Origin of the sequence: Burkholderia sp. IT-111MI5 (assembly GCF_949752865.1) — a bacterium.
Lineage (GTDB): Bacteria > Pseudomonadota > Gammaproteobacteria > Burkholderiales > Burkholderiaceae > Burkholderia > Burkholderia pyrrocinia_C.
The window spans coordinates 501,115-525,083 of sequence record NZ_CATKIF010000022.1; the positions used below are offsets into that span (position 1 = coordinate 501,115).

The 23,969-nt window shown below is 66.4% G+C and carries 24 protein-coding genes and 1 pseudogene; 14 read left to right on the forward strand and 11 right to left on the reverse strand.

The features are described 5' to 3' along the window. Position 1 precedes the first annotated feature (1 nt). From ACM6JT_RS20680 to ACM6JT_RS20695, 4 genes are all read left to right on the forward strand, one after another. Positions 2-766 carry an SDR family oxidoreductase gene (locus tag ACM6JT_RS20680; protein ID WP_034181113.1) on the forward strand — a complete coding sequence of 255 codons (765 nt, stop codon included), beginning with the start codon at positions 2-4 and terminating at the stop codon, positions 764-766. A 7-nt stretch (positions 767-773) separates the two neighbouring features. Then, positions 774-1,532, forward strand: a complete 759-nt coding sequence (locus tag ACM6JT_RS20685) for an SDR family NAD(P)-dependent oxidoreductase (RefSeq protein ID WP_217588476.1) — start codon at positions 774-776, stop codon at positions 1,530-1,532. A gap of 33 nt (positions 1,533-1,565) precedes the next feature. After that, entirely contained in the window at positions 1,566-2,810 is a 1,245-nt protein-coding gene (locus tag ACM6JT_RS20690; RefSeq protein ID WP_407971776.1) for an acyl-CoA dehydrogenase family protein, read from the forward strand. A gap of 100 nt (positions 2,811-2,910) precedes the next feature. Then, positions 2,911-3,816 carry a LysR family transcriptional regulator gene (locus ACM6JT_RS20695; RefSeq protein WP_414857158.1) on the forward strand — a complete coding sequence of 302 codons (906 nt, stop codon included), beginning with the start codon at positions 2,911-2,913 and terminating at the stop codon, positions 3,814-3,816. A gap of 34 nt (positions 3,817-3,850) precedes the next feature. On the opposite strand, the gene ACM6JT_RS20700 is transcribed toward ACM6JT_RS20695, so the two are convergent. The 3 genes from ACM6JT_RS20700 to ACM6JT_RS20710 all read right to left on the reverse strand — a co-directional run bounded on the left by ACM6JT_RS20700 (position 3,851) and on the right by ACM6JT_RS20710 (position 8,093). Then, positions 3,851-4,978 carry a molecular chaperone DnaJ gene (locus ACM6JT_RS20700; RefSeq protein WP_414857208.1) on the reverse strand — a complete coding sequence of 376 codons (1,128 nt, stop codon included), beginning with the start codon at positions 4,976-4,978 and terminating at the stop codon, positions 3,851-3,853. A 202-nt stretch (positions 4,979-5,180) separates the two neighbouring features. Further along, positions 5,181-5,504 (reverse strand): DUF4148 domain-containing protein, encoded by a 324-nt coding sequence (locus ACM6JT_RS20705; RefSeq protein WP_414857159.1) that lies wholly within the window; start codon positions 5,502-5,504, stop codon positions 5,181-5,183. A 210-nt stretch (positions 5,505-5,714) separates the two neighbouring features. Then, positions 5,715-8,093 (reverse strand): DNA polymerase II, encoded by a 2,379-nt coding sequence (locus ACM6JT_RS20710; RefSeq protein WP_414857160.1) that lies wholly within the window; start codon positions 8,091-8,093, stop codon positions 5,715-5,717. 140 nt (positions 8,094-8,233) lie between these two features. On the opposite strand from ACM6JT_RS20710, the gene ACM6JT_RS20715 reads away from it, so the two are divergent. Continuing rightward, a complete protein-coding gene (locus ACM6JT_RS20715; RefSeq protein WP_414857161.1) occupies positions 8,234-8,818 on the forward strand; it encodes a TetR/AcrR family transcriptional regulator in 585 nt (194 codons plus the stop codon). A gap of 89 nt (positions 8,819-8,907) precedes the next feature. After that, positions 8,908-9,648, forward strand: coding sequence for an SDR family oxidoreductase (locus ACM6JT_RS20720; protein ID WP_131948177.1), 741 nt, complete (start codon positions 8,908-8,910; stop codon positions 9,646-9,648). A gap of 89 nt (positions 9,649-9,737) precedes the next feature. Here the strand turns inward: ACM6JT_RS20720 and ACM6JT_RS20725 are convergent, their stop codons facing one another. Further along, positions 9,738-10,199 (reverse strand): nuclear transport factor 2 family protein, encoded by a 462-nt coding sequence (locus tag ACM6JT_RS20725; protein WP_414857162.1) that lies wholly within the window; start codon positions 10,197-10,199, stop codon positions 9,738-9,740. A 49-nt stretch (positions 10,200-10,248) separates the two neighbouring features. Next, entirely contained in the window at positions 10,249-11,271 is a 1,023-nt protein-coding gene (gene kdgT / locus ACM6JT_RS20730; RefSeq protein WP_131948176.1) for a 2-keto-3-deoxygluconate transporter, read from the reverse strand. A 280-nt stretch (positions 11,272-11,551) separates the two neighbouring features. Between kdgT and kduI the strand changes: the two genes are divergently transcribed. From kduI to kdgR, 3 genes are read left to right on the forward strand one after another with little or no spacing between them, the layout of a single operon-like run. Continuing rightward, the gene (gene kduI / locus ACM6JT_RS20735) at positions 11,552-12,388 is read left to right on the forward strand and encodes a 5-dehydro-4-deoxy-D-glucuronate isomerase (protein ID WP_034181054.1); all 837 of its coding nucleotides are present in this window, start codon (positions 11,552-11,554) and stop codon (positions 12,386-12,388) included. A 4-nt stretch (positions 12,389-12,392) separates the two neighbouring features. Further along, complete coding sequence (gene kduD, locus ACM6JT_RS20740; RefSeq protein ID WP_414857163.1) at positions 12,393-13,199, forward strand: 2-dehydro-3-deoxy-D-gluconate 5-dehydrogenase KduD; 807 nt, start codon at positions 12,393-12,395, stop codon at positions 13,197-13,199. A 58-nt stretch (positions 13,200-13,257) separates the two neighbouring features. After that, positions 13,258-14,139 (forward strand): DNA-binding transcriptional regulator KdgR, encoded by an 882-nt coding sequence (kdgR, locus tag ACM6JT_RS20745; RefSeq protein WP_034181056.1) that lies wholly within the window; start codon positions 13,258-13,260, stop codon positions 14,137-14,139. A gap of 48 nt (positions 14,140-14,187) precedes the next feature. Here kdgR and ACM6JT_RS20750 read toward each other — a convergent pair whose 3' ends face one another. After that, positions 14,188-15,828, reverse strand: a complete 1,641-nt coding sequence (locus ACM6JT_RS20750) for an EAL domain-containing protein (protein WP_414857164.1) — start codon at positions 15,826-15,828, stop codon at positions 14,188-14,190. A gap of 423 nt (positions 15,829-16,251) precedes the next feature. Between ACM6JT_RS20750 and ACM6JT_RS20755 the strand changes: the two genes are divergently transcribed. Then, positions 16,252-16,374 carry a hypothetical protein gene (locus tag ACM6JT_RS20755; RefSeq protein ID WP_279608084.1) on the forward strand — a complete coding sequence of 41 codons (123 nt, stop codon included), beginning with the start codon at positions 16,252-16,254 and terminating at the stop codon, positions 16,372-16,374. Positions 16,375-16,409: 35 nt separating this feature from the next. Here ACM6JT_RS20755 and ACM6JT_RS20760 read toward each other — a convergent pair whose 3' ends face one another. The 4 genes from ACM6JT_RS20760 to ACM6JT_RS20775 form a co-directional block, all read right to left on the reverse strand. Further along, positions 16,410-16,718 carry a hypothetical protein gene (locus ACM6JT_RS20760; protein WP_414857165.1) on the reverse strand — a complete coding sequence of 103 codons (309 nt, stop codon included), beginning with the start codon at positions 16,716-16,718 and terminating at the stop codon, positions 16,410-16,412. A 111-nt stretch (positions 16,719-16,829) separates the two neighbouring features. Then, positions 16,830-18,449 carry a histidine-type phosphatase gene (locus ACM6JT_RS20765; protein ID WP_414857166.1) on the reverse strand — a complete coding sequence of 540 codons (1,620 nt, stop codon included), beginning with the start codon at positions 18,447-18,449 and terminating at the stop codon, positions 16,830-16,832. Between the two features lie 179 nt (positions 18,450-18,628). Further along, positions 18,629-19,063 (reverse strand): phosphatase, encoded by a 435-nt coding sequence (locus tag ACM6JT_RS20770; protein WP_034181060.1) that lies wholly within the window; start codon positions 19,061-19,063, stop codon positions 18,629-18,631. A 324-nt stretch (positions 19,064-19,387) separates the two neighbouring features. After that, the gene (locus ACM6JT_RS20775; protein ID WP_414857167.1) at positions 19,388-20,737 is read right to left on the reverse strand and encodes an NAD(P)/FAD-dependent oxidoreductase; all 1,350 of its coding nucleotides are present in this window, start codon (positions 20,735-20,737) and stop codon (positions 19,388-19,390) included. Between the two features lie 99 nt (positions 20,738-20,836). Here ACM6JT_RS20775 and ACM6JT_RS20780 point away from each other — a divergent pair, with 99 nt between their 5' ends. Next, positions 20,837-21,790 carry a LysR family transcriptional regulator gene (locus ACM6JT_RS20780; RefSeq protein ID WP_034181062.1) on the forward strand — a complete coding sequence of 318 codons (954 nt, stop codon included), beginning with the start codon at positions 20,837-20,839 and terminating at the stop codon, positions 21,788-21,790. Positions 21,791-21,820: 30 nt separating this feature from the next. Here ACM6JT_RS20780 and ACM6JT_RS20785 read toward each other — a convergent pair whose 3' ends face one another. Next, entirely contained in the window at positions 21,821-22,018 is a 198-nt protein-coding gene (locus tag ACM6JT_RS20785; protein WP_414857168.1) for a hypothetical protein, read from the reverse strand. A 192-nt stretch (positions 22,019-22,210) separates the two neighbouring features. Here ACM6JT_RS20785 and ACM6JT_RS20790 point away from each other — a divergent pair, with 192 nt between their 5' ends. The 3 genes and pseudogenes from ACM6JT_RS20790 (at position 22,211) to ACM6JT_RS20800 (ending at position 23,949) form a co-directional block, all read left to right on the forward strand. Next, complete coding sequence (locus ACM6JT_RS20790) at positions 22,211-23,110, forward strand: helix-turn-helix domain-containing protein (protein WP_414857169.1); 900 nt, start codon at positions 22,211-22,213, stop codon at positions 23,108-23,110. A 172-nt stretch (positions 23,111-23,282) separates the two neighbouring features. Then, a pseudogene (locus tag ACM6JT_RS20795) lies at positions 23,283-23,578 on the forward strand (type II toxin-antitoxin system RelE/ParE family toxin). Between the two features lie 2 nt (positions 23,579-23,580). Beyond that, entirely contained in the window at positions 23,581-23,949 is a 369-nt protein-coding gene (locus ACM6JT_RS20800; protein WP_414857170.1) for an addiction module antidote protein, read from the forward strand. Positions 23,950-23,969: the final 20 nt, after the last annotated feature.

A 23,969-nucleotide genomic window follows, 5' to 3' on the forward strand; every position in this document is an offset into this window, starting at 1 on the left:
CATGGCAACGAATCTGTTCGACCTGACCGGCAAGATCGCGCTGGTGACGGGCGCGAGCCGCGGCATCGGCGAGGAAATCGCGAAGCTGCTCGCAGAGCAGGGCGCGCACGTGATCGTGTCGAGCCGCAAGCTCGACGACTGCCAGGCCGTGGCCGACGCGATCGTCGCGGCGGGCGGCCGCGCCGAGGCGCTGGCGTGCCACGTCGGGCGGCTGGAAGATATCGCCGCGACGTTCGAGCATATCCGCGGCAAGCACGGGCGGCTCGACATCCTCGTGAACAACGCGGCCGCGAATCCGTATTTCGGGCACATCCTCGATACCGATCTCGCTGCGTACGAGAAGACCGTCGACGTGAACATCCGCGGCTACTTCTTCATGTCGGTCGAGGCCGGCAAGCTGATGAAGGCGCACGGCGGCGGCGCGATCGTCAACACGGCGTCGGTGAACGCGCTGCAGCCGGGCGATCGTCAGGGCATCTACTCGATCACGAAGGCGGCGGTCGTCAACATGACGAAGGCGTTCGCGAAGGAATGCGGGCCGCTCGGCATCCGCGTGAACGCGCTGCTGCCGGGCCTGACGAAAACGAAGTTCGCGGGCGCGCTGTTCGCCGACAAGGACATCTACGAGAACTGGATGGCGAAGATCCCGCTGCGCCGCCACGCGGAGCCGCGTGAGATGGCCGGCACCGTGCTGTATCTCGTGTCGGACGCGGCGAGCTACACGAACGGCGAATGCATCGTCGTCGACGGCGGCCTGACGATCTGAGCGCACGATGAAAATCGACAGCTACGCCGGGCAGGCCGTGATGATCACCGGCGCCGCAAGCGGCTTCGGCGCGTTGCTCGCGAGCGAACTGGCCGCGATGGGCGCGCGGCTGGTACTCGGCGACCTGAACGGCGAAGCGCTCGAACGCGTGGCCGCGCCACTGCGCGCGGCCGGCGCCGACGTGATCGCGCAGCGCTGCGACGTGCGTGTCGAAGCGGACGTCGCGGCGCTGGTGCACGAAGCCGCCGCGCGTTTCGGGCGGCTCGACGTCGGCATCAACAACGCGGGCATCGCACCGCCGATGAAGGCGCTGATCGACACCGACGAAGCCGATCTCGACCTGAGCTTCGCGGTGAACGCGAAGGGCGTGTTCTTCGGGATGAAGCACCAGATCCGCCAGATGCTCGCGCAGCGCGAAGGCGTGATCCTGAACGTCGCGTCGATGGCCGGGCTCGGCGGCGCGCCGAAGCTGGCCGCGTACGCGGCGTCGAAGCATGCGGTGGTCGGGCTCACGAAGACGGCTGCGCTCGAATACGCGCGTCACGGCATTCGCGTGAACGCGGTGTGCCCGTTCTACAGCACGACGCCGATGGTCACCGACAGCGATATCGGCGATCGCCAGGATTTTCTTGCGCAGGGCTCGCCGATGAAGCGGCTCGGCCGGCCCGACGAAATCGTTGCGACGATGCTGACGCTGTGTGCGAAGGAAAACACTTACCTGACCGGGCAGGCCGTCGCCGTCGACGGCGGTGTCTCGGCCTTCTGACAGAACGCAAAACGGAATCTCGAGGAGTCGATCATGGACTTTGGCTACACCCCGAAAGTGGAAGAACTGCGTGAGCGCGTAAGCGCGTTCATGGACGCGCACATCGTGCCGCGCATCCGCCAGTGGAACGAGGAAGTGCATGCGGGCCGGTATCCCGTGTCGTTCATGGAGGAACTGAAGGAACGCGCGAAGGCGGAGGGGCTGTGGAACCTGTTCCTGCCGCACCTGAAGGGCGACGAGCCCGGCACGGGCCTGACGAACCTCGAATACGCGCCGCTCGCCGAGATCATGGGGCGCGTGAGCTGGGCGTCGGAGGTGTTCAACTGCAATGCGCCGGACACGGGCAACATGGAGCTGCTGCACATGTTCGCGACGCCCGAGCAGCGCGAACAGTGGCTGCTGCCGCTGCTGCGCGGCGAGATCCGTTCGGCGTTCGCGATGACGGAGCCCGACGTGGCGTCGTCGGATGCGACGAACATCACGACGCGCATCGAGCGCGCGGGCGACGAGTATGTGATCAACGGCCGCAAGTGGTTCATCACGAACGCCGCGCATCCGAACTGCAAGATCTTCATCGTGATGGGCAAGACCGATCCCGGCGCCGAGTCGCACCAGCAGCAGAGCATGATCCTCGTGCCGCGCGACACGCCGGGCGTGACGGTCGTGCGCAACATCACGGTGGTCAATCACCACGCGCCGGAAGGGCACTGCGAGATCACGTTCGACAACGTGCGCGTGCCGGCGCGCAACCTGCTCGGCGACGAAGGCAGCGGCTTCGCGCTCGCGCAGGCACGCCTCGGGCCGGGCCGCATCCATCACTGCATGCGTTCGATCGGCGCGGCCGAGCTCGCGCTGGAGCTGATGGTCGATCGCGCGCAGTCGCGCGTCGCGTTCGGCAAGCCGCTGAACCGGCACGGCACCGTCGGCGAATGGATCGCGCGCTCGCGCATCGAGATCGACCAGGCGCGCCTGCTGGTGCTGAAGGCCGCGTGGATGATCGACAAGGTCGGCGCGAAGGCCGCGCGCAAGGAAATCTCGATGATCAAGGCGCTCGTGCCGACCGTGTATACGGACGTCTGCGACCGCGCGATGCAGGTGTTCGGCGCGGCGGGGTTGAGCCCCGATACGCCGCTCGCCGATCTGTGGACCTGGGGCCGCGCGCTGCGCTTCGCCGACGGCCCGGACGAGGTGCACCTGCAGGCGATCGCGCGGATGGAGATCAAGGACGGCGAGCCGGGTTCGACCGCGCCTTACCTGACGCCGCCGCCGCGCGGTTGAGCGGTGCGCCGGGATGCGCAACGCGTCTGGTGCCGCTCGCGGGGCCGGCATGGACGAACGAACGGCGCACGCCGTAAGATGCCGGCAAGGAGATCCGGCGATGCGCCTTTCGAAGATTGATCTGAACCTGTTCGTCGTATTCGAGGCGATCTACAACAAGCGCAACCTGACGCGGGCGGCCGAGGTGCTGAACCTCACGCAGCCGGCCGTCAGCAACGCGCTGGCACGGTTGCGCAAGACGCTGAACGATCCGTTGTTCGTCAGCACGCCGGCCGGGATGATGCCGACGCCGATGGCCGAGAACATCGTCGGCCGCGTGCGCGAGGCGCTGCAGCTGCTCGATTCGAGTGCGCACGAAGGCGACGTGTTCGATCCCGCTTCGTCGGCGCGCGTGTTCCGGCTCAGCATGAGCGACCTGACCGAAGCGCTGCTGCTGCCGGCGCTCGGCGAACTGCTGCAAACGCATGCGCCCGGCATGCATGTGCGCAGCTACACGATGGACCGCCGCGAAGTGGCCACCGCGCTCGCGAACGGCTCGGTCGACATCGCGATCGACGCGCCGTTGATCGGCGATCCGCATCTGCACCAGGCACTGCTCGTGCGCGACCGCTACGCGTGCATGATCCGCGACGATCACCCGTTCAAGGGCGACATGCTGACCATGGACGACTACCTGTCGATGGGGCACATCCACGTGTCGAGCCGCCGCAAGGGCAGCGGGCACGTCGACGCGGAACTGACGCGACTCGGGCTGCGCCGCAACATCCAGATGCGCGTGCAGCACTACATGGTCGCGCCGCTGATTGCGATGCGCGGCGATCTCGCGCTGACGGCGCCGCTGCGGCTGCTGCAGCGCTATCCGGCGCGGATCCTCGAACTGCCGTTCGAGATGCCGGGTCTCGAATACTTCTGCTACTGGCATCGCAGCGCCGATCAGGACCAGGGCAGCCGGTGGCTGCGCGAACAGTTGATGACGCTGATGGGCGGGATGGGCGAGCCGCAGTGACGCTCGACGTTCTGCGGGTACAGCGCGTGCGCGCTTAAAACGGATCGTCGTCGAAGCGGGAGGAAGCCGGCCGGCGCTTCATGTCCTTCAGCCAGTCCCGGACGTTTTCCGGATCGTCGAATTCGCGCAGCGCCACGGTCAGGTCGTGGTTGCTGCGCTGCATGCCGGCAATGTCGCGCGTGAGCATGCGCATCACGGTATCGGGTGCCACTTTGACCGACGACGCGATTCCGTACGTCCGCCGGAAACCGGTCTCGACGTGCAGGATCTCCTGATCCAGCTCGCGGAGCTGTTCCTCCAGGATGCCGTTGTAGCGCGTCAGCCGATCTTCGCCGAGGCCGGCGATCGCGCGCCGGTCGATCTGCTCGATCTCCAGTTGCAGCTCCAGCAGTTGCAGGAGATTGCCCTTCGCATAAGCGTGGTTGACCCGCTGCATCAGCACCGTCTTGCGTTGCTGTTCACGGGGATCGGTTTCGCGATCGGGATGCAGCGCGCTCGCGAGCTTGCGATAGACCTCGCGGATCGACTTGCTCGATTCGGCCTGCTCGGCTTCGCGTTTGGCCGCCGCGGCCGATTGCCGGGGTGCTTTCTTGCGCTTCGCACGCTGTGCTTCGCGGGCCTCGTGGTCGGCCATGTCGCGCTTGAACTGTTCGTCCTGTTCGGCTTGCATGCGCTCGATCAGTTCGTCGGGCGATAGCGTGTCGAGGTCGTCTGCCGGTTCAATGCGCGGCATCGGCGCCGGTTCCGGCTTCATCTGCTCGAGATCGGCCGCTGCGTTGCCTTCGTTGTCGGATGCGCTGTGCCGGTTGTAGATGACTTTCAACTGCACGTCGTCGCTGACGTCGAGCAGGTTGCGCGCCATATCGGCGATCAGTGCGGACAGCGTGCGCTGCTCGGCCTTGCTCAAGCCCTTCTGCAGGAACGCGTCGTCGAGCAGATTGAGCAATCTGATCCGCAACGCCGTCGACGCCTGTTCGAGCGGCAACAGCCCGTCGACGAATTTTTTCTGGAAGACCGGCATGACGGCTTCCCACGCACCGAGACGTTCGCGCCGTTTTTCGATTTGCTCGACGAGCGTATTGAACGTCTTCTGGGCTTTCGACAGGCTGGCTGTCTCGTGGCTGGGCGCGATGACGACCGCGGCTCCGCGACGTGCGGTCATGATTGATGTCCTCCGGCCGCGGCAGGAGGCGCGGCAGGCCGGTATTTTAGCCGGACGGGCGTTCCTCCGGCTTCCGGTTCCGTGCTTGCGTCGTATCGGGTACCTGGCCGCCCGGGCGACAGCGAGCAACGCTACGTGCCATGGAGGTCCCGGTCGCCGGCGGCCCGGAAGGGCCTGCTCCTCAGAAACGACCGGCAGCGCGTTATTGCCTTACCGGCGCAACCGCCGGCGCGCCCGAATCCGAGCCCGCTGCGCCGTTCGCCCCGTAGGCTGCTTCCGCGCTCTTGCGTTCGGCGAGGCGCTTGGCGGCCAGGCGTTCCTGCGCGGCGACGATATCGCCCGGATAGTTGTCGCCGTCGCCGGCAATCGGCTCGTAGCCGACCGATTCGAGGTCGAGCAGTTCCTGGCGCACTTGTGCGCGCGTGAGCGTCGAGTGCGACGATTGCGCGTACGACGCGGCCGGTGCGGCGAGAAGAGCGGTGGCGGTAGCGGCGACGGCGGCGATGGTGACAATGATGGATTTCACGGTTTCCTCAGACGATTGCGTTGCGGTTCGGCGCGAATTTGCTTCGCTGAACCGACGAGACAAGTTTAGGAACCCGGACCGGCCGGATAAATGGCGATTCCTGACCAACTGTGTTCCTGAATGAGTCAGAGTGAGTGATGCGTGCGCAACACGACGAAGATCGACGTCACGCGGAGGAGAGGTTGCGGTGACGTGCGCAGCGCCGTTGCATCAGTCGCCGAACAACTGCCCCTGCCCGGAGATCACGCGTTCGAAATCGTCGCGCAGGAACGGCAGGATCGCATCGGCGACGGGCTGCAACTGGCGGCTCAGGTAGAACGCGTAGTCGATCGGCGAACGCATCGTTTCGAGCGGCTCGGGGCCGGCCGTCGTCATCACGTAGCTGATCCAGCCGCCGCGCTGGTACTGCATCGGCCGGCCTTGCGCCTGGTTGAACTCGTCGGCGATCCGCGCCGCGCGCACATGCGGCGGCACGTTGCGCTCGTACTCGCGCAGCGGCCGGCGCACGCGCTTGCGGTAGACGAGCTGGTCGTCGAATTCGCCGGCGAGCGTGCGCTGCACGGTGTCGCGAATGAAATCCTGGTACGGCTCGCGTCTGAACACGCGCCGGTACAGCTCGCGCTGGAACTGCTGCGCGAGCGGCGTCCAGTCGGTACGCACCGTTTCGAGCCCCTTGAAGACGAGGTCCTCGCCGCCGTCGGCCGTCGCCGCGAGGCCCGCGTAGCGCTTCTTGCTGCCTTCTTCCGCACCGCGCACGGTCGGCATCAGGAACCGCCGGTAATGCCGCTCGTACTGCAGTTCCAGCGCGCTTTCGAGCCCGAAGTGGTCGCGCAGGTGCGCGTGCCACCAGCGGTTCACGTGCTCGACGAGCGCGCGGCCCTTGGCGCCGGCTTCGTCGTCGTCGTGCGCGCGGCCGAGCCACACGAACGTCGAATCGGTATCGCCGTAGATTACTTCGTAACCCTGAGCTTCGATCAGTTCGCGCGTGCGGTGCATGATCTCGTGGCCCCGCATCGTGATCGACGACGCGAGGCGCGGGTCGAAGAAGCGGCAGCCCGTCGAGCCGAGCACGCCGTAGAACGAATTCATGATGATCTTCAGCGCCTGCGACAGCGGCGCGTTGCGCTGCCGTTTCGCGTCGTCGCGGCCTTCCCACACGCGGCGCACGATATCGGGCAGGCAGTGCGCGGTGCGCGAGAAGCGCGCACCGAGAAAACCGGGCACCGACGCGTCGTCGCCGGGGTTCGCGAGCCCTTCGATCAACCCGACGGGATCGATCAGGAACGTGCGGATGATCGACGGATAGAGGCTCTTGTAGTCGAATACGAGCACCGAGTCGTACAGCCCGGGGCGCGAATCCATCACGAAGCCGCCGGGGCTGTTCTGCCCCGTCACGTCGCCGAGGTTCGGCGCGACATAGCCGAGCCGGTGCATGCGCGGCAGGTACAGGTGCGTGAACGCCGCGACCGAGCCGCCGGTGCGATCGGCGGCGAGCCCCGTGACGCTCGCGCGTTCGAGCGCGAAGGACAGCAGGTCGGCCTTGTCGAAGATGCGCGTGACGAGCTCGCAGTCCTTCAGGTTGTAGTGCGCGAGCGCGGGCTTGTCGTGGTCGAAGCGGCGCTGGATCTCGTCCATCCGCTGGTACGGATTGTCGATCGACTTGCCTTCGCCGAGCAGCGCTTGCGACACGTATTCGAGGCTGAACGACGGGAACGTCCACGTCGCGGATTTCAGCATGTCGATGCCGTCGAGGATCAGGCGGCCGGCCGCGCCCGCGAAGAAGTGGTCGGGCTGCTGGCCGTGCGCGCGCCAGTCGAGCACGCTGCCGCCGCGTCCGAGCTTCAGCGGCACGCCGTATTGCTCCGCGTGCGCGTGCAGGATGCGCAGGTCGAACTGCACGAGGTTCCAGCCGATCACCGCGTCGGGATCGTGTTCGTCGAACCAGTCGTTCAGCCGCGCGAGCATCGCGGGCCGGCTGTCGCAGTAGTCGAGGCGGAAGTCGATGGCGCTCGTGTCGGCATCGCCGTTCGGCGGCCCGAGCATGTAGACCTGCCGTTGTCCGCAGCCTTCGAGCGCGATCGAATACAGCTCGCCGTGCACGCTGGTTTCGATGTCGAGCGACACGCAGCGCAGCGCCGGGCGGTAGCCGGTCGCGGGTTTCAGCTCGCCGCCGGTCAGCGTGCCGTCGTTGCCGGGCTGGCCGCGAAACTGCACGCATGCCGTGATGAAGCGCTCCATCGCGTAGCGGTCGGGCGGCTGCACATCGGCTTCGTAGACGTCGACGCCGGCCGCCGCGAGGCGCTTCTGGAGCCCGGACAGGTGGCGATAGCGCTTGCAATAAAGGCCGACGACCGGGCGCCGGCTGAAATCGCGCAGCGCGAGCGGGCGCAGTTCCGCATCGCGTTCGCCGGCCAGCGTGCGTTCGGCGAGCGCCTGCTGTTCGGCCGGGATGAACGCGACGGCTTCCTGCGGGCGCAACCGCACGCGGCGCGGACCGTGTTCGGTTGCCAGCCAGAACTCGATCTCGATGCCGGTCGCGGTGTCCCGCCAGTGGCGGGTGAGGATGAAACCCTGCTCGAACGCAGTCAAAACGCTTGCTCGTCGTGGATGCCCAGGCGGCGGATTTTAGCGCTTGGGCGGGGTCCGTGCCTGACGCGGGCATGGACGAAATGGGGATGGAGCGATATCGGTTTATTGACTGATCTGTCCATAACGCCTATTCTGCGGCAATGGTGAGACCACGTGAATTCGATCGGGACGAGGCACTGGAGCGCGCGTTGCGCGTGTTCTGGGAGAAGGGCTATGCCGCGACGTCCACTGACGACCTGCTGAGTGCGATGCAGATCGGCAGGCAGAGCCTCTATAACGCGTTCGGCGACAAGCGCAGGCTGTACGTCGAAGCGCTCGAACGCTACCAGTCGGACAGCGTGTCGGGCCACGTCGCACGCCTGACGGCACCGGCGTCCGCGATCGCGGGTATCGAGGCGCTGCTGCTCGGCGTGATCGCCGGCAACGCGGCCGAGCGCGTGCTCGGCTGCATGGGCGTCAATGCGATCTGCGAATTCGGCACGGCCGATCCCGAGCTGGCCGAGCTGCGCGAGAAAGCGGGTGCGGTGCTGCACAAGCAGGTCGTCGCGCGCGTCCGCGAAGGGCAGGACGCGGGCGAGATCGACCGCGCGGTCGATGCGCGCGAGGCCGCGAGTTTCATCCTGACGACGATGCAGGGTATCCAGCTCGGCGCGCGTGCCGGGTCGAAGCTGCAGGCGTTGCGCACGACCGCGGAATTCGCGGCCGATCGCCTCAGGGCGCGCTGATACCGATACACGCAAGACAACGCGCCGGCACGGCTGCCGGCGTTTTTTTTGGGTACTTATTGACTGATCAGTCCATAAAGGAGCGAATCATGACAGGCATTTCCGGCGGCGCACGCAAGGCCGCGATCGTATTCGGCGGGTCGCGCGGGATCGGCGCGGCCATCGCCCGGCGGCTCGCGGCCGACGGCGCGGATGTCGCGTTCACCTACGTCTCGGCGCCCGAGCGCGCGCAGGAAACCGCTGCCGCGATCGAAGCGAGCGGGCGGGCTGCGCTGGCGATCCGGGCCGACAGCGCGAACGCGGACGAGATCCGCCAGGCCGTCGCGCAGGCGGTCGGGCGCTTCGGGCGGCTCGATGTCGTCGTGGTCAATGCGGGCATCCTGAAGCTGGGCGACGTGGCCGAGGTCAGCGTCGACGATCTCGACCGGATGCTGGCGGTCAACGTGCGGGGCGTGTTCCTGGCCGTCCAGGCCGGCGCCGCGCACCTGACGCACGGGGGCCGGATCGTCACGATCGGCAGCAACACGGCCGTGCGCAGCGGGCATCCGGGGTCGAGCGTCTATTCGATGACGAAGGCCGCGGTGGCCGTGATGGTCAAGGGCATCGCCGTCGATCTCGCACCGCGCGGGATCACGATCAACAACGTGCAGCCGGGGCCGGTCGAGACCGACATGACGGCCGATCACCTCGACCGGATTCGCCCGCTGATTCCGCTGCGGCGGGCCGGCAGCCCGGACGAGATTGCATCGCTGGTGGCATGGCTCGCGAGTGCCGAATCGGGATACATGACGGGATCGAGCCTGACGATCGACGGCGGGATGGCGTTGTAGCGCGATGCGCTCCGGAGCCGCGCGACGCTCCGGAGCGGACGGGATCGGGGCAGTGCGACTGCGCTGCACGATGCCGCGGGATAGCCCCGTCACTCCTTCGGCAGCAAATACGCTTGCCGCGCGAACAGCCGCCATCCGTCCGGATGCCGCTTCCACACCTGCAGCACGCCGATATGCGCGGTGCTCGTCTTGCCGTCCGGCAGGTTGTTGACGGAATCGAACGTATGGCGCACCCATGCGCTGCCGCCGCTCACCGTCACCGTCTGGCCCGACAGTGCGATCGACTGGAACGCGTGCGTGCCGTCGAGCGTCTTCAGGAATGCGGCGCGGTCCTGCAACTGGCCGGACGAGTGGCCGTAGGTGAGATCGTCCTCGACGAGCGTGCGCAGCGCGGCGCCGTTGCTGTCGAGCATCGCGACGCGCAGGCGCTCGACCGCATGCGCGACGCGCTCGGCATCGGCATCGGCGGCGTGAGCGGCGGCGCTTCCGGCAAGCAGCGCGGCAACGGCGACGAAACGGGCAGCGGCGCCGAAGCGCTTGAGCAATGACATGGCGAACGGATTTCCTGTGACGGGAGTGGGGAACGACGTCAAAAGCGCATCACACATGGCCTTCATGCTCGATCGGGCTTCCATGCGCGGGCCGTGCGGCCATCGACGGCAGCGACGCACCGCTTGCCCGCGCCGCCCGCCGCGCCCACATCGCCGTCAGAATCGGCACGAGGATCGCCGTGACGAGGCAGGCAGTCGCGACGATCGCGGTCGCGGCCGGCACCATCGGTTTGAACTTCGGAATCATCTCGCCGATGATCGCCGGGTTCGCGACCGCTGCGCCGGCCGTCGATGACGCAGCAAGACCCGCCGTGCCGTTGCCGCCGCCGACGAATTTGTCGGCAAGAATCAGCGGCACGCCCGTCACGACGATCACCGCGAGCCCGAGCGCGATGCCCGGCAGGCCGCTTTTCGCGATCACGTTGAGATCGATGCCGTTGCCGAGCGCGAAGCCGAAGAACGGGATCAGCGGATGCACGCAGCGTCCGAACAGCTCGCGCAGGTCCGCATCGAGATTGCCGAGCGTGAAGCCGATCAGGAACGGCAGCACCGCGCCGACGAACAGCCGCGTCTCGAACACCGCGACGCCGGCCGCTCCGAGAATCAGCATGCTGACGAGCGGCCCCGATTCGATCGACATCAGCACGAACGCGCCGGCTTCCTCCTTGCTGCCGTACTGCTGCATCACGGCCGCATAGAGGCCGCCGTTGGTCATGTCCATCGACGTCGTGATCGCGAGCAGCGACAGGCCCGCGAACAGGCCCGTCCGGATGCCGTCGTCGGGGATGAACCGCGCGGCGATCAGCGTCGCGAGCCACGCGACCAGGATCTTCGTCGCGAGCAGCGTGCCCGATTTGCGCAGCACGACGCCCGTCGCGCGCAGGTTGATCGTCGCGCCCATGCAGAAGAACCACACGGCGAGGATCGGCACCGTGCCCGCGATCAGGCCGTTGGTGAACGAGCCGAAGTACTTCCCGGCGTTCGGTGCGAACGTATGCACGCACGCGCCGAGCAGCATCGGGACCAGCATGAGCCCGCCGGGAATGCGGTCGATGGCCTGTTTCAGCTTCACGTCTCCTCCGTGGACGTCGATGCGTCCCGTTGTCAAATGATGTCTGCTGACTGACTATAGGACATGATTCGGAACGTCGGTCCGTTTTTATGAATTTGTCGGGTAGTCGTATACCCGTAACTTCATAAATTGCTGATAAAAAAGGGATTAATTGCGCCATGGCGCGATGCAAAAAATCCGGTTCATCGTTCCGAATCTGCAAAATTTATGCTTCAATTCATCGTATGACCGTCGGCCGCACAGGCATCGGCGGCGTGTCCATCCCCCATGGAGAACCGGCATGGAAGTGCGGCAGGGCATCCACAGCGAACACGCGAAAGCGCTCGACACGGCCGGCCTGCGCCGGCATTTCCTGGTGGAAAACGTGTTCGAGCCGGACGGGCTGTCGCTCACCTACAGCCATATCGATCGCATCATCGTCGGCGGCGCGTGGCCGGCCACGCGGCCGGTCGAGGTGCCCGCATCGCTCGGCGCCGCGATGGGCGTGAGCCATCTGCTGGAGCGGCGCGAACTGGGCGCGATCAACATCGGCGGGCCCGGCTGGGTCGAGGTCGACGGGCAGCGTCACGCGGTGGGTACCGAGGAGGCGATCTACATCGGGCAAGGCGGGCAGGGCGTCGTGTTCGGCAGCGACGATCGCGCGCATCCCGCGAAGTTCTACGTGAACTGCGCGCCCGCGCACACCGCGTATCCGACGCGCACCATCACGCTCGCGCAGGCGTCGCCCGAAACGCTCGGCGATGCGGCGACGAGCAATCGCCGCACGATCTACAAGTTCATCGTGCCCGACGTGCTGCCCACGTGCCAGCTGTCGATGGGGATGACGAAGCTCGAGCCGGGCAGCCTGTGGAACACGATGCCGTGTCATACGCACGAGCGCCGGATGGAGGTGTATTTCTACTTCAACCTCGCCGACGACGCGGCCGTGTTCCACATGCTCGGCGAACCGCAGGAAACGCGCCACGTGGTCGTGCACAACGAGCAGGCGGTGATCTCGCCGAGCTGGTCGATCCACTCGGGCGTCGGCACGAAGGCGTACACGTTCATCTGGGGGATGGTCGGCGAGAACCAGGTGTTCAAGGACATGGACCACATCGCCGTCGCCGATCTGCGCTGACACCATGAAACGCGACAACCCCGATCTTCCTTCCGCCGATGCGCGTTCCGCGCTCGCCGGCCTGTTCGACCTGACCGGCAAGGTCGCGATCGTCACCGGTTGCAATACGGGGCTCGGCGCGGCGATGGCCGTCGCGCTCGCGTCGGCCGGCTGCGACATCGTCGGCGCGAATCGCTCGGCGCCGGATGCTACGTCGGCGCGTGTCGCAGCGGCGGGGCGGCGTTTCGTCGACGTGCGCGCGGATTTGTCGACGCTGGAGCCGGTCGAGCGGATCGTCGGCGGCGCGGTCGATGCGTTCGGCCAGGTCGACATCCTCGTCAACAACGCAGGCATGATCCGCCGCCGCGATGCGCTCGATTTCACCGAGGCGGACTGGGACGCCGTCGTCGACGTGAACCTGAAGAGCGTGTTCTTCCTGTCGCAGTCGGTGGCGCGGCAGATGGTGCGGCAGGGGCGCGGCGGCAAGATCGTGAACATCGCGTCGATGCTGTCGTTCCAGGGCGGCATCCGCGTGCCGTCGTACACGGCGTCGAAGAGCGGCGTGCTGGGCCTCACGCGGCTGCTCGCGAACGAATGGGCCGCGCGCGGGATCAACGTGAACGCGATCGCCCCCGGCTACATGGAGACCGACAACACCGCGCAGCTGCGCGAGGACAGCCGGCGCAGCGACGAAATCCTCGGCCGCATCCCGGCCGGCCGCTGGGGCGTGCCCGACGATCTCGCGGGCGCGGCCGTGTTCCTCGCGTCGCGTGCATCGGACTACGTGCACGGCCACACGCTCGCCGTCGACGGCGGGTGGCTCGCACGCTGACGGTATTGCGCGGCGGACGCGTTATGCTCTCCCGATTCGCATCTACGGATTCACGGACATGACAGCAACGCCCAGGCAGCGCAAGCGCGATCAGGCGAACGTGGCACCGCAGGCCGACCCGTCGGCGGCCGGCGCCGCGGAGAAGGCCGATTCGGTCGCGGCCGTCGGGAAGGTCTTCACGATCCTCGCGGCGCTCGGCGATCGCCGCGAGATCGGCATCAGCGAGTTGTCGCAGCAGCTCGGCATGTCGAAGACGACGGTCCATCGCTTCCTGCAAACGCTCAAGACGCTCGGTTATGTCGCGCAGGAAGGCGAGACCGACCGCTACCGGCTGACGATCCGGCTGTTCGAGCTCGGCAGCAAGGCGCTGGAGAGCGTGGACCTCGTGCGCGAGGCCGATCTCGAGATGCGCCGCATCGGGCAGCTGACGCGCGAAGCCGTGCACCTCGGCGCATTCGACGAGGACGCGATCATCTACATCCACAAGATCGATGCCGATTACGGGCTGCGCATGCAGTCGCGGATCGGCCGGCGCAATCCGCTCTACAGCACGGCGATCGGCAAGGTGCTGCTCGCGTGGATGTCGCCCGACGAGGCGCGCGCGGTGCTGGCCGGCATCGAGTTCAGGAAGTCGACCGCGAAGACGCTGTCGTCGGCGGACGCGGTGATGAGCATCCTGCCGCATGTGCGGCAGCAGGGCTACGGCGAGGACAACGAAGAACAGGAAGACGGCCTGATGTGTCTGGCGGTGCCCGTGTTCGATCGTTTCGGCCGCGTGATCGCGGGGCTGTCGATTTCGTTTCCGACGATGCGCTGCGGCGCGGATACGAAGGCGCATTACATCGCATTGCTGAAGGAATCGGGGCGGGCGATTTCCGCGCGGCTCGGGCATCGCCCGGAAGCGGCCGGCATCGAGCCGGCGGCTATCGCGCAGGATTGAGCGTTCGAGGTGCGCGCAATAGGGCCGCGCACCTCGGCGGCAACGCCGCTACACCCATGCGCAATCGTGCCTCAGGTTCTCCGCCCGCTGCGGCCACTGATACAGGTAGCCTTGCGCGTACTGGATCCCGATCGCCTCCAGCGCGCAATGCTGTGCTTCGGTTTCCACGCCTTCGGCGATGATCTTCAAGCCGTAGTAATGCGCGACGGCGGCGATCCCCTCGATCAGCCCCGCGCCGCCATCGCTCAGTCGTGCGGTGAACTGGCGATCGATCTTCACGTAGTCGAACGGAAAGCGCGACAGCATGTCGAGATTGCTGTGATTCGTGCCGAAATCGTCGATCGCGAACTTCGCGCCTTTCGACCTGAGCGCATGGAATATCGCGGTGGTCCGCGCGTTCTTTTCGAGCAGGATGCGCTCGGTGACTTCGAGCACCAGCGTAAAGCCGGGCGGCAGCGAGCGGATTGTTTCGTCGACGACGGACACGAACCGCGCGCTTTCGAGATCCTTCGGCGAGACGTTCACGGCGATGCGCAGCGGCACGGACGGCGTCAGCGCGGTCAGTTCGGACACGGCCGTCCGCAGCACGAATTCGGTCACTTTCGGCAGGATCGTGCTCGATTCGACCTGCGGGATGAACAGCGCCGGGCTGATTGGCCCCCATTTCGGATGGTGCCAGCGCAGCAGCGCCTCGACGGCGACTGTCCTGCACGTCCGGACGTCGACGATCGGCTGGTACACGACATGGAACTCGTTGCGCCTGAGCGCCTGGCGAACGGCCTTCAGCAACAGCCGCCGCGGCGCCATCGCCAGCAGGTAGGCGGCGATCACGAGGCCATCGGCGAGCAGCGCGATCGTCATGCAGATCAACCGATAGTGGCGCTGGGCCTGCGACGCGTAGTGCGTCGACGCGGCGACCGACACCGTGAACGGCCATCGGTGCGACGCGATCGTGCTTCCGTCTGCGAGGCCGGCGTCCGATTCCGGCGCGTACTTTCCGTTCTGGTCGAGATGGCCCGAACCTGCGATCGACAGCGTCGCGGTTTCCGTGCCGTGATGGGCGCCGCGCGCGAGCGCGTCGGCCACGTAGTCGCCCTCGATCAGGTAGAGCACACCCGCGCCGCGCGCGGTGGCGCGAAACACGGACAGCACCGGAATATCGTGCTGAAACGGCGTCTGGCGCAACAGCGTGACGATTGTCGATCCCGGTTTCGGCTCGCGCGTGTACGCGTCGAGCGGCACGTCGATCGCGCCGAGCGCCGACGAGCACGTGACGCGACCGTGGTTCACCAGCCCGACGGCACGCAGGTAGCGCAGGCGAGTGCCCACTTCGGCCAGCGTCCGGAAGATCGTCGCGCATGGCCGCCCGACCAGCGCGGTCAGTTCGTCCGCATGTCGCAGACGGACGCCGTCGAGGATGCGGTCCACCGATGCGACGATGTCGTTCGCGGTGACGCGCTCGTGTGTGGTGACGGCATCGCGCGCGTAGCGATCGGCCAGCACGATCGCCAAGGTCGGCACGATCACGCAAACGATTACGGCAACGAAAAAGACAACTCGCGGCCACGCGCCGCTGCGCTGGAAAACTGGCTTAGAGCCTGGCGTGAGCGCCGACATTCCCGCAGTTGCCTTTCGTGTTGTTCGCATGGAGACGCAAGCCGAACCGGTCGATGCGGAAACGGCGAGCATGCGTCGTGCCGGGTCCGGCGCGCCGATATCCCGATGCTAATCGATTCAACGGTCGCGAGGGCCATGGGCGGCGGCACCTCGCGATCGGCCATTCATCCGGAGGCTCGCGACCATAACATGTGCCTGTGGCACATGTATATCGACGTAGCACACCGAAAAAAACCCCGGCCGCAAGGTCGTGCGGCCGGGACGAAAGACACCTTCTCTTGGCACGAGGATGGTGCGCGGCAAGTATAAGGTGCGACGCGGGATTGCAAAATATTGTTATTCAACAAATGGTGTAGTTTTGTGATTGCATCTCGACAGGAAATATTTTTTACGCGGCGCCGTTTTCGTCGAACCGATGCCGGTGCGTGAGCGGTCGCTGCACGAAGTCGGCCGCACGGTACGCCGCGCTATGACGCCATCAACGGAGAGCATGGAGTGCTGTCGAAAGGTGAACGACAGGAATGGCTGGCGCTGCTCGATCGCAGTGCCGATCCCGCGATGCGGGCCGGTATCGCCGGCACGTTCATGCAGGTGTTGGAGCGGCCTGACGTCGAATGATCGATGCGGTGCCGGCGCGTCGCACCGGCCGCGATTCAGAAATCGTCGCGCATCTTGCGCAGCAGGTCGCCGGGTGACTGGTGCGTGTCGACCGCGGTGAGCACGTCGGTCAGGAACCACGGCAGGTTCAGTTGCGTGTCGGAATCGCCGACGCACACGCGGATCGGCGGCGCCTTCGACGGGGAGCGGGTGTCGTACGCGGCGTCCCGGGACGGGACGCAATTTTTTGCGTGCGCTTGAACCGGAACCGGCGCATTGGCGCCGGACGATGATGCGCCGGCGGCTGCCGGCAAGCTGACGGCGGCAAGCAGGGTCAGGACAGCGACAGTGGCAACGCGTTTCATGGGAATCTCCGGCGATGCAGGTTCGACCGCGCGGGCGGACGCGAGTTCGTCGATGCCGCGGCGCCCCGCTCATCCTCTCATCCGCGCGCGACGCGTGCACCGCGCGTCAGGTCACTGATACCCGTAACACTGCTTCAGCCCCGCATAGTCATAGAAGTGGCTGCCCGGCGCGATTTTCGCGCCGTCGCATGCGGCCTGGAAATCCGTCTCGCGCTCGTTGTACAGCATCTTCACGATCAGCCGCGACCCGTTGCGATAGACATCCCATTGCATGTTCGCGGCCATCGGCGACACCTGGTCGCCGCGCCACGGGTTGTTCGCATACGTGTAGGTCTGCGCCTGCGGCGTCGGCACGAACACGTTCTTCAGGTTCATGTTCGACGCGAACGGAATCACGATCTCCGCATGCGTGAAGCGCAGCTTCGCGGCGCGGGTCAGGTCGCCGCGCGCGATCGCGTCGACTTCGCCGAAGAAGTCGTCCTGCAGCACTTTCGCCATCCGGTACGTGACGGGGTTCGCCTCCTGGATGCCGGGCCCCTTCTGGTAGTAGTCCTCGGCATCCTGCAGATAGGCCAGATACTGCGCCTGCTCCGCGCCGATGTATTTCTCCATCGTGACGCCGCCGGTTTCCGCCGTCATCGCGGGCGCGATCTGCAGCAGGTTGTACAGCACGTTCACCGCATCGACGGCCGTCGCGATCTTCGTCTTGCCGTCGCCCTTCAGCGTGTTGGTGAACTTGCCGTCCGCCGACGTGAACGCATAGGTTCCCGTGTTCGCGAACGTGTAGCCGTCGGTGCCGAGCTTCGCGATGAACGCCGGCGACACCAGCGCGGACAGCACCGTTTGCGCGACGTCGGCCGCTTGCGGTGCGGCCTTGATCGCCTTCAGCTTCGCGGCCACCGCCGTGTCGTTTGCGTAGGCCTGGTAGGCCTGGCTTGCCTGATAGGTCGCGTAGTACGGATCGCTCGTGTCGGTCACGAGATCGGTGGCCGGTTTCAGCGAATGGAAATACAGCAGGAAGCGGTTGGTGCCGGCCGGCTGCGCGGCCGGTGCGTTTGCCGGATAGCCGGACGGCGCGGCGGGCAGCGTGATCGCCGCGGCCAGCGCCGGCTGCGCGGCGACGAGCGCCGCGGAGAAAAACGTCGAGCTGTCGACCGCGCGATCCTGGCCCGAGTTGACGACGACAACCTGCCGGTTGCCCGCCGAGAACAGCGCGGGCAGCCGCTGTGCGAGCCGTGCGGCGAGCTGCTGGTGTTCGCGGATGCCGGTTTGCGTGAGATTGCCGTATCCGGGCGTCGAGATGCCCGGCACGCCGTAACCGAGCAGCGCATTGGCCTTCATCATCGCGTACGTATCGGCCTTGAGCTGCGCGCCGAGCGCAGTCAGCGCGCCGTCGGCCTCGGCCTTGACCAGCATCGCGTAGATCGCGCCGTCGTACTTGAAGCCCGACAGCCCGCGCGAGCCATGGCGTGCGACGAGTTCGGCGTAGACGGGTACGTAGCCGGCGGGCGGCGCTTCGTACGTCGCGGCGTCCTGCTGCGGGCGGTACGGCGTCTTCGTCTGGTAGTAGGTCGCGGGAACCGGCGTCGGCGTTGGTTGCGGCTGCGGTGCGGGCGTCGAGCCGCTGTTGTCGGTCGACGTGGCGGGCGGTGTCGAGGTTTCCCCGCCGCAGGCGGCAAGCAACAGACAGGCGATTGCGAGGGCGAGGGCGGTGTGGGGCGGGCGTGTCATCGTGGCGTGTAACGGGCGGGACGATGCGGTATCGCGTCGTCCCGTTTCCGGGAGAGATCGGTCGAACCCGGAAGTGTTGCAAGCGACTTTGACAGCAGAATGTCAGGATCGGGTCGGGCAATCGTCGGATTGCGGCCCGATCGACGATGGCCGGCCGCCGCCGGCCCGTGTGCCGGCGTTCAGTGCAGGCCGGCCGATGCGATCGAGCGCACCGTATCGGTGATGTTCACGCAGCGCGACAGGCCGAAATGCTCGGCTTCGCGGCGTTCCGGTTCGCTGCTCGCAATCGCCACCGCACGTTCGGGCGGTACGCCGAGCGCTTGCAGCGCAACGTCGAAAGGATGCTGGTTTGATCCGGAGTCCTGCTGATTGGCGTCCGTGACGACGACCGAGAAGCGGTCGAGGTTCGCGCGGCCGAACTGGCCTTCGAACATGTCGCTGAGCCGTGCGGCCGGCAGCGTCGTGACGAGACCGAGTCGATATCCTTCTTCCGACGCACGGTCGAGCCACTGGATGATTGCGTCGCGCTGATGGCGCGCTTCGTGCGAATCCGGTGTTGCTTCGATCTGTGCGAATGCAGCGTCGAGACGGGTGACGATGGCTTCGATAACCACGGTGATTCCTCTTCAGAAACGTGATGATCCGTTCGCCGACGGGAATGCCACACACCTTAGCGTTGATCCGGAATATGCAACCAATTAATATTTTTATCCGACTCATACGATACGACTAATGAATCGGGTTGCGAGCCAGTGTGGGCGCGGCATGCGTGTCGCGCAATGTTTTTTTTACGCAATGCATCGTGTCGACGGCTTTCAATGTGATGCACCAAACTCGCGCACGTTGCGCATGCACCGGTCAGATGCATGTGAAAAAAACGGCGTATCGGGCGATACGCGCCCGATACGCCGTCATGCGCTGCAGCTTTCAGCAGGCGATCAGTGCAGCTTGATCGACGGCTGGTTGCGGCTTTGCAGCCAGTGGCTCAGCGACTGGAACAGCGCGCGCTTCGCGCCGTACACGCTGAACAGGTGCTTGCGGTACAGGAACTTGTACAGGCCGATCGCGGCAAGCCCGTCGACGATCAGCGAACGCGAACGCACGCCGAGGTCGGCCTGGTACACGGCGCCGGCGTGCCCGAGCGACACGACGGTGCCCGCATCGCGGAACGTGAAGCCGGCCACCGGCTTGCCGGCGACGCGCCGCGCGAATGCGTGGACCAGATACACGGCCTGCTGGTGCGCGACCTGCGCGCGCGGCGGCAGGAAGCCGCTCGCGCCGGCCGACGGGCACGCGGCGCAATCGCCGAACGCATACACGTGCGGATCGTCGGGTGTCTGCAGCGTGTCGGTCACGATCACCTGGTTCGAGCGATTGAGCGCGATGTCGCCGATCTCCCGCAGGATCGCGGGGCCCGCGACGCCGGCCGCCCAGATCGTGATGTCGCTCGCGAGCCGTTCGCCCGTCGCGGTCGTCACGGCATCGGCGCTCACTTCCGCCACGCGCGTATCGGTCAGCACGTCGACGTTCAGCGCGCGAAGCTGCGCGTGCATCTTCGCGGACAGCCGCGCGTCGAGCGCCGGCAGGATGCGCGGGCCGCCTTCGATCAGCCGGATGTGCACGTCGCGCGCGGACACCAGCGCCTTGAAGCGGTACGTCGTCAGTTGCTGGATCGCGTGCCGCAGCGCGGCGGCCAGCTCGACGCCCGTCGCGCCCGCGCCGATCACGTTGATGCAGATCGGCGCCGCGTGCTTCGCCGGATGCTGCTCGGCCTGATGATTCGCCTTCGTGCAGGCCGCGAGAAACTTGCGGCGGAAATCCTCGGCCTGGTCGAGGTTTTCGAGCGGCAGCGCATGGCGTGCGGCGCCCGGCACGTTGAAGAAGTTCGTCACGCTGCCGACCGCCAGCACGAGATCGTCATAACCGAGCTCGCGCTGCGGCAGGATTTCCGTGCCGTCCGCGTCGTGCACGGCCGCGATCGTCGCCGTGCGAGCGGCGCGGTCGACCTGCTGCAGCGCGCCCTGCACGAAGCGGAAGCCGTGGCGCTTCGCCTGCGCCGCGTATTCGATCGTGTGGGATGCCGGGTCGCGATGGCCCGATGCGGCTTCGTGCAGCAGCGGCTTCCAGAAGTGCGTCGGGTAGCGATCGACGAGCACGACTTCGGCTTGCCCGCGGCGTCCGACCGTATCGCCGAGACGCGTGGCGAGCTGCAGGCCGCCGGCGCCGCCGCCGACGATCACGATGCGCGGCGCGCGGTCCGTTGCAAGGTTGGGCGTGATGTTGTCCATGTTGGGCTCCCGCTGATGACGATTCGGATGACATTGCTCAAGAACCGACGATATAGTTTCGAACCCAGTCGAACAATTTAATGTTTATAAGCGACTCATATGTATTCACTTATAGGAAAGACCGCGACGTTCCGGCAGTTGAAGGCGCTGGACATGATCGCGCGGCTCGGCAGCGTGTCGCGCGCGGCCGAGGAGCTGAACCTGACGCAGCCGGCCGTGTCGCTGCAGGTTCGCCTGCTCGAGGAGGCCGTGGGCGCCGCGTTGCTGCAGCGGGTGGGGCGCGGCGTGCAGCTGACCGCGGCCGGTGAGATCGTGTCGCGTTATGCGCGCGAGATCCTGCATCTGTGGAGCGAGGCCGGCGACGAAGTGGCCGCGCTGACGGGCGATCTCGGCGGCACGCTGCGGATCGGCGCGATCACGACGGCCGAGTATCTGATCCCGCCGCTGCTCGTCAAATTCACCGCGACGCGTCCGCATGTGAAGACGTATTTCAAGGTCGGCAACCGCGACGACATCATCCGCATGCTCGCGACGCATGAAATCGATCTCGCGGTGATGGGCAGCGCGCCGAAGGAGCTGCGCACGCACGCGGTCGAGTTCGCGAAGCATCCGATGGTGTTCGTTGCGGCACCCGGCCATCCGCTGATGCAGCGCAAGCGCGTCGCGCTGAAGGATCTCGAATCCGCGCACCTGCTCGTGCGCGAACGCGGCGCGGGCACGCGCTCGACCGTCGAGAGCCTGTTCAAGACGGCCGGCCATCGCTTCCATGTGGGGTCCGAATTGTCGAGCAACGAGGCGATCAAGCAGATGGCCGAAGCGGGTCTCGGCATTGCGTTCCTGTCGCTGCACGCGTGTGCACTCGAATTGCGCACGGGCCTGCTCGGGCAACTGCCGTTCCCCGGCAACCCGATCGAGCGGGAATGGTATGTGGTCACGCTCGCCGACCGGCGGATCTCGCAGGTGACGGGGCTGTTTCGCGACTTCCTGATCAAGCAGGGCGCGCCGGTGATCGACGGCGCGACGGCGGCGCCGCACGAGCGGCGGCGCAAGTAGGCGGATGACGTCGGCCGGGCGGCCGCTCGGTCAGCCGAGCCCGAAGTCGTCGTTGCTGTCGGGAATCGACGCGAGCAACCGTTCGAGCCGATACCAGCCGACGATGCGCAGGCACCACGTGGCGATGGCAGCCCGGTCATTGCGGGCGTCGGGGCGGGACGGAAGGCGGGCGGCGCGTGACGGCGAGCGGGCGATGAACGCCGCGCATTGCGGGCAGTAATGGGGCATGACGGGCTCCGTAGGTGTCGGATGGGGCGATCGTAAGCGTCGCGGTGCCCGCCGGCGCTCACGTAAGGATCGGCTTGAGCAGAAACGGATGATCTTTTTCTGTCCGGCCGGATACGGCCCCCGCAGGCCCGGCATGCCGCCCGAAAACGCGTCACAATGCGCGTTCGACACACGATCTGGTGGAGCCAAGCCATGAGCGATCCGATTCTCGCCGCGCCGTCGGACAACGGCGTGCCGGTCAGCCTGCGTTCGAGCCGCGGGCTCGGCTGGCGGGGCTTCGGCGCGGCGCTGCTCGACATTCGCGCCGGCACGTACCGGATTCCGGCGGCCGACCATCACCGCATCGGTGTGCATATCGGCGGGCCCGTTCGAGCGGACTGCGTGTGCGACGGCGAGCGTGTGTCGCGCATCCAGGCGCATGGCGACGTCGACGTGATTCCGGCCGGCCTGCCCGGCCAGTGGACCGACAGCGCCGACTGCCGGATCCTGCACATCATGCTCAGCGACACGTTCGTGCGGCGGACCTTCGAGCATCTGGAGCTGAAACCGTCGCAGGCGCAGATCCGCCGCCGGCTGCAGGTGCGCGACCCGCGCCTGCAGCACATCGCGTGGGCGATGGCCGCCGAGCTCGAAGCGGAAGACGCGTCGGATCCGCTTTATGCGGAAAGCCTGTGCACGGCGCTCGTCACGCGGCTGGTCGACAGCCAGCCGGCATTCCGCGAGCGTCGGCGCACGCTTGCACCGAAAGCGGCGGCGCGTGTGATCGACTATGTCGAAGCGAACCTCGACCGGCGCCTGACGCTTGCCGAACTCGCGGCGCTCGTCGCGATCAGCGTGCCGCATTTCAAGGTGCTGTTCCGCGAAACGCTCGGGATGCCCGTGCACCAGTACGTCGTGCGGCGCCGGGTCGAGCGCGCGAAGGCGCTGCTGCTCGAAGGCCGGCTCAGCATCAGCCAGATCGCGCTCGAAGCGGGGTTCGCGCATCAGAGCCACATGGCGAACTGGATGAACCGCGTGCTCGGCGCGACGCCGATGGAGATTGTGCGATCGGGGGCTCTGGGTGGGTTGCGGCTGGCTTGCCCTCAACGTTGAAATTGGCGCCGCCTTCGTCAATTACGCAGGCGCAGCGCAGCGGGCGTAGGCACTGATCTTCAACGCGTGCAATTGCAGGTCCCATAACCGTGCTGGTTTAGGCGTGACTGTCGACACGGTCACCATGGTTATGCAGGTAGTTATATTGTCCCTCATGGGTTACAGTGACTTCATGTTCAAAGTCCTGACCACTCCCCAATTTGATGAATGCTTGATGGGCTTCGCGACCCGGTCGGTTGCGCGGCGATCAACTTGCGCATCGAGCGGGCGAAGCTCGGCAACCTCGGCCAATGGCGCGCAGTCGGTGACGGCGTCAACGAAATGAAGATCGATGTAGGGCCGGGATATCGAGCCTACTTCGTGCGACGCGGGAAAATCATTGTCGTGGTGTTGTGCGGCGGGGACAAGTCGACGCAGAAGAAGGACATCAGGGTGGCGAAGCAAATCGCCGGCGAACTGGAGGATTGAGTATGAAAATCAGCGAACTGGCCGAATTCGACGGCTCGAAGTACCTGAAGGACGAGGAAACGATTCGTCACTACCTGGCGCAAGCGTTCGAAGATGGGGATCCGCGACTGATCCAGGCCGCGCTCGGGAATGTCGCGAAGGCACGCGGCATGACGGCGCTGGCGCGCGAATCTGGCGTGAAGCGTGAAGCGCTCTACCGCGCACTGTCGGAGGGTGGGAACGCCGAATTCGCTACGATCATGAAGGTTGTCAGCGCGCTGGGATTGCACCTGACCGTTGCTCCGGCCGCGCCAGCAGCCGAATCGGCGTCGGCGCCTGCTCCCGCATCAACGCGTGCGCGTTCGCGCGCTCGCTCGGCGGCGCACGCATAGCGGTCATTGGCGGCCGGCTG

Excerpts from the sequence above, each read along its gene's own strand:
- ACM6JT_RS20680 (WP_034181113.1), top strand. The coding sequence starts at position 2 with ATGGCAACGAATCTGTTCGACCTGACCGGCAAGATCGCGCTGGTGACG.
- ACM6JT_RS20685 (WP_217588476.1), top strand. The coding sequence starts at position 774 with ATGAAAATCGACAGCTACGCCGGGCAGGCCGTGATGATCACCGGCGCC.
- ACM6JT_RS20690 (WP_407971776.1), top strand. The coding sequence starts at position 1,566 with ATGGACTTTGGCTACACCCCGAAAGTGGAAGAACTGCGTGAGCGCGTA.
- ACM6JT_RS20695 (WP_414857158.1), top strand. The coding sequence starts at position 2,911 with ATGCGCCTTTCGAAGATTGATCTGAACCTGTTCGTCGTATTCGAGGCG.
- ACM6JT_RS20700 (WP_414857208.1), bottom strand. The coding sequence starts at position 4,978 with ATGACCGCACGTCGCGGAGCCGCGGTCGTCATCGCGCCCAGCCACGAG.
- ACM6JT_RS20715 (WP_414857161.1), top strand. The coding sequence starts at position 8,234 with ATGGTGAGACCACGTGAATTCGATCGGGACGAGGCACTGGAGCGCGCG.
- ACM6JT_RS20720 (WP_131948177.1), top strand. The coding sequence starts at position 8,908 with ATGACAGGCATTTCCGGCGGCGCACGCAAGGCCGCGATCGTATTCGGC.
- ACM6JT_RS20725 (WP_414857162.1), bottom strand. The coding sequence starts at position 10,199 with ATGTCATTGCTCAAGCGCTTCGGCGCCGCTGCCCGTTTCGTCGCCGTT.
- kduI (WP_034181054.1), top strand. The coding sequence starts at position 11,552 with ATGGAAGTGCGGCAGGGCATCCACAGCGAACACGCGAAAGCGCTCGAC.
- kduD (WP_414857163.1), top strand. The coding sequence starts at position 12,393 with ATGAAACGCGACAACCCCGATCTTCCTTCCGCCGATGCGCGTTCCGCG.
- kdgR (WP_034181056.1), top strand. The coding sequence starts at position 13,258 with ATGACAGCAACGCCCAGGCAGCGCAAGCGCGATCAGGCGAACGTGGCA.
- ACM6JT_RS20750 (WP_414857164.1), bottom strand. The coding sequence starts at position 15,828 with ATGCTCGCCGTTTCCGCATCGACCGGTTCGGCTTGCGTCTCCATGCGA.
- ACM6JT_RS20760 (WP_414857165.1), bottom strand. The coding sequence starts at position 16,718 with ATGAAACGCGTTGCCACTGTCGCTGTCCTGACCCTGCTTGCCGCCGTC.
- ACM6JT_RS20765 (WP_414857166.1), bottom strand. The coding sequence starts at position 18,449 with ATGACACGCCCGCCCCACACCGCCCTCGCCCTCGCAATCGCCTGTCTG.
- ACM6JT_RS20775 (WP_414857167.1), bottom strand. The coding sequence starts at position 20,737 with ATGGACAACATCACGCCCAACCTTGCAACGGACCGCGCGCCGCGCATC.
- ACM6JT_RS20780 (WP_034181062.1), top strand. The coding sequence starts at position 20,837 with ATGTATTCACTTATAGGAAAGACCGCGACGTTCCGGCAGTTGAAGGCG.
- ACM6JT_RS20785 (WP_414857168.1), bottom strand. The coding sequence starts at position 22,018 with ATGCCCCATTACTGCCCGCAATGCGCGGCGTTCATCGCCCGCTCGCCG.
- ACM6JT_RS20790 (WP_414857169.1), top strand. The coding sequence starts at position 22,211 with ATGAGCGATCCGATTCTCGCCGCGCCGTCGGACAACGGCGTGCCGGTC.
- ACM6JT_RS20800 (WP_414857170.1), top strand. The coding sequence starts at position 23,581 with ATGAAAATCAGCGAACTGGCCGAATTCGACGGCTCGAAGTACCTGAAG.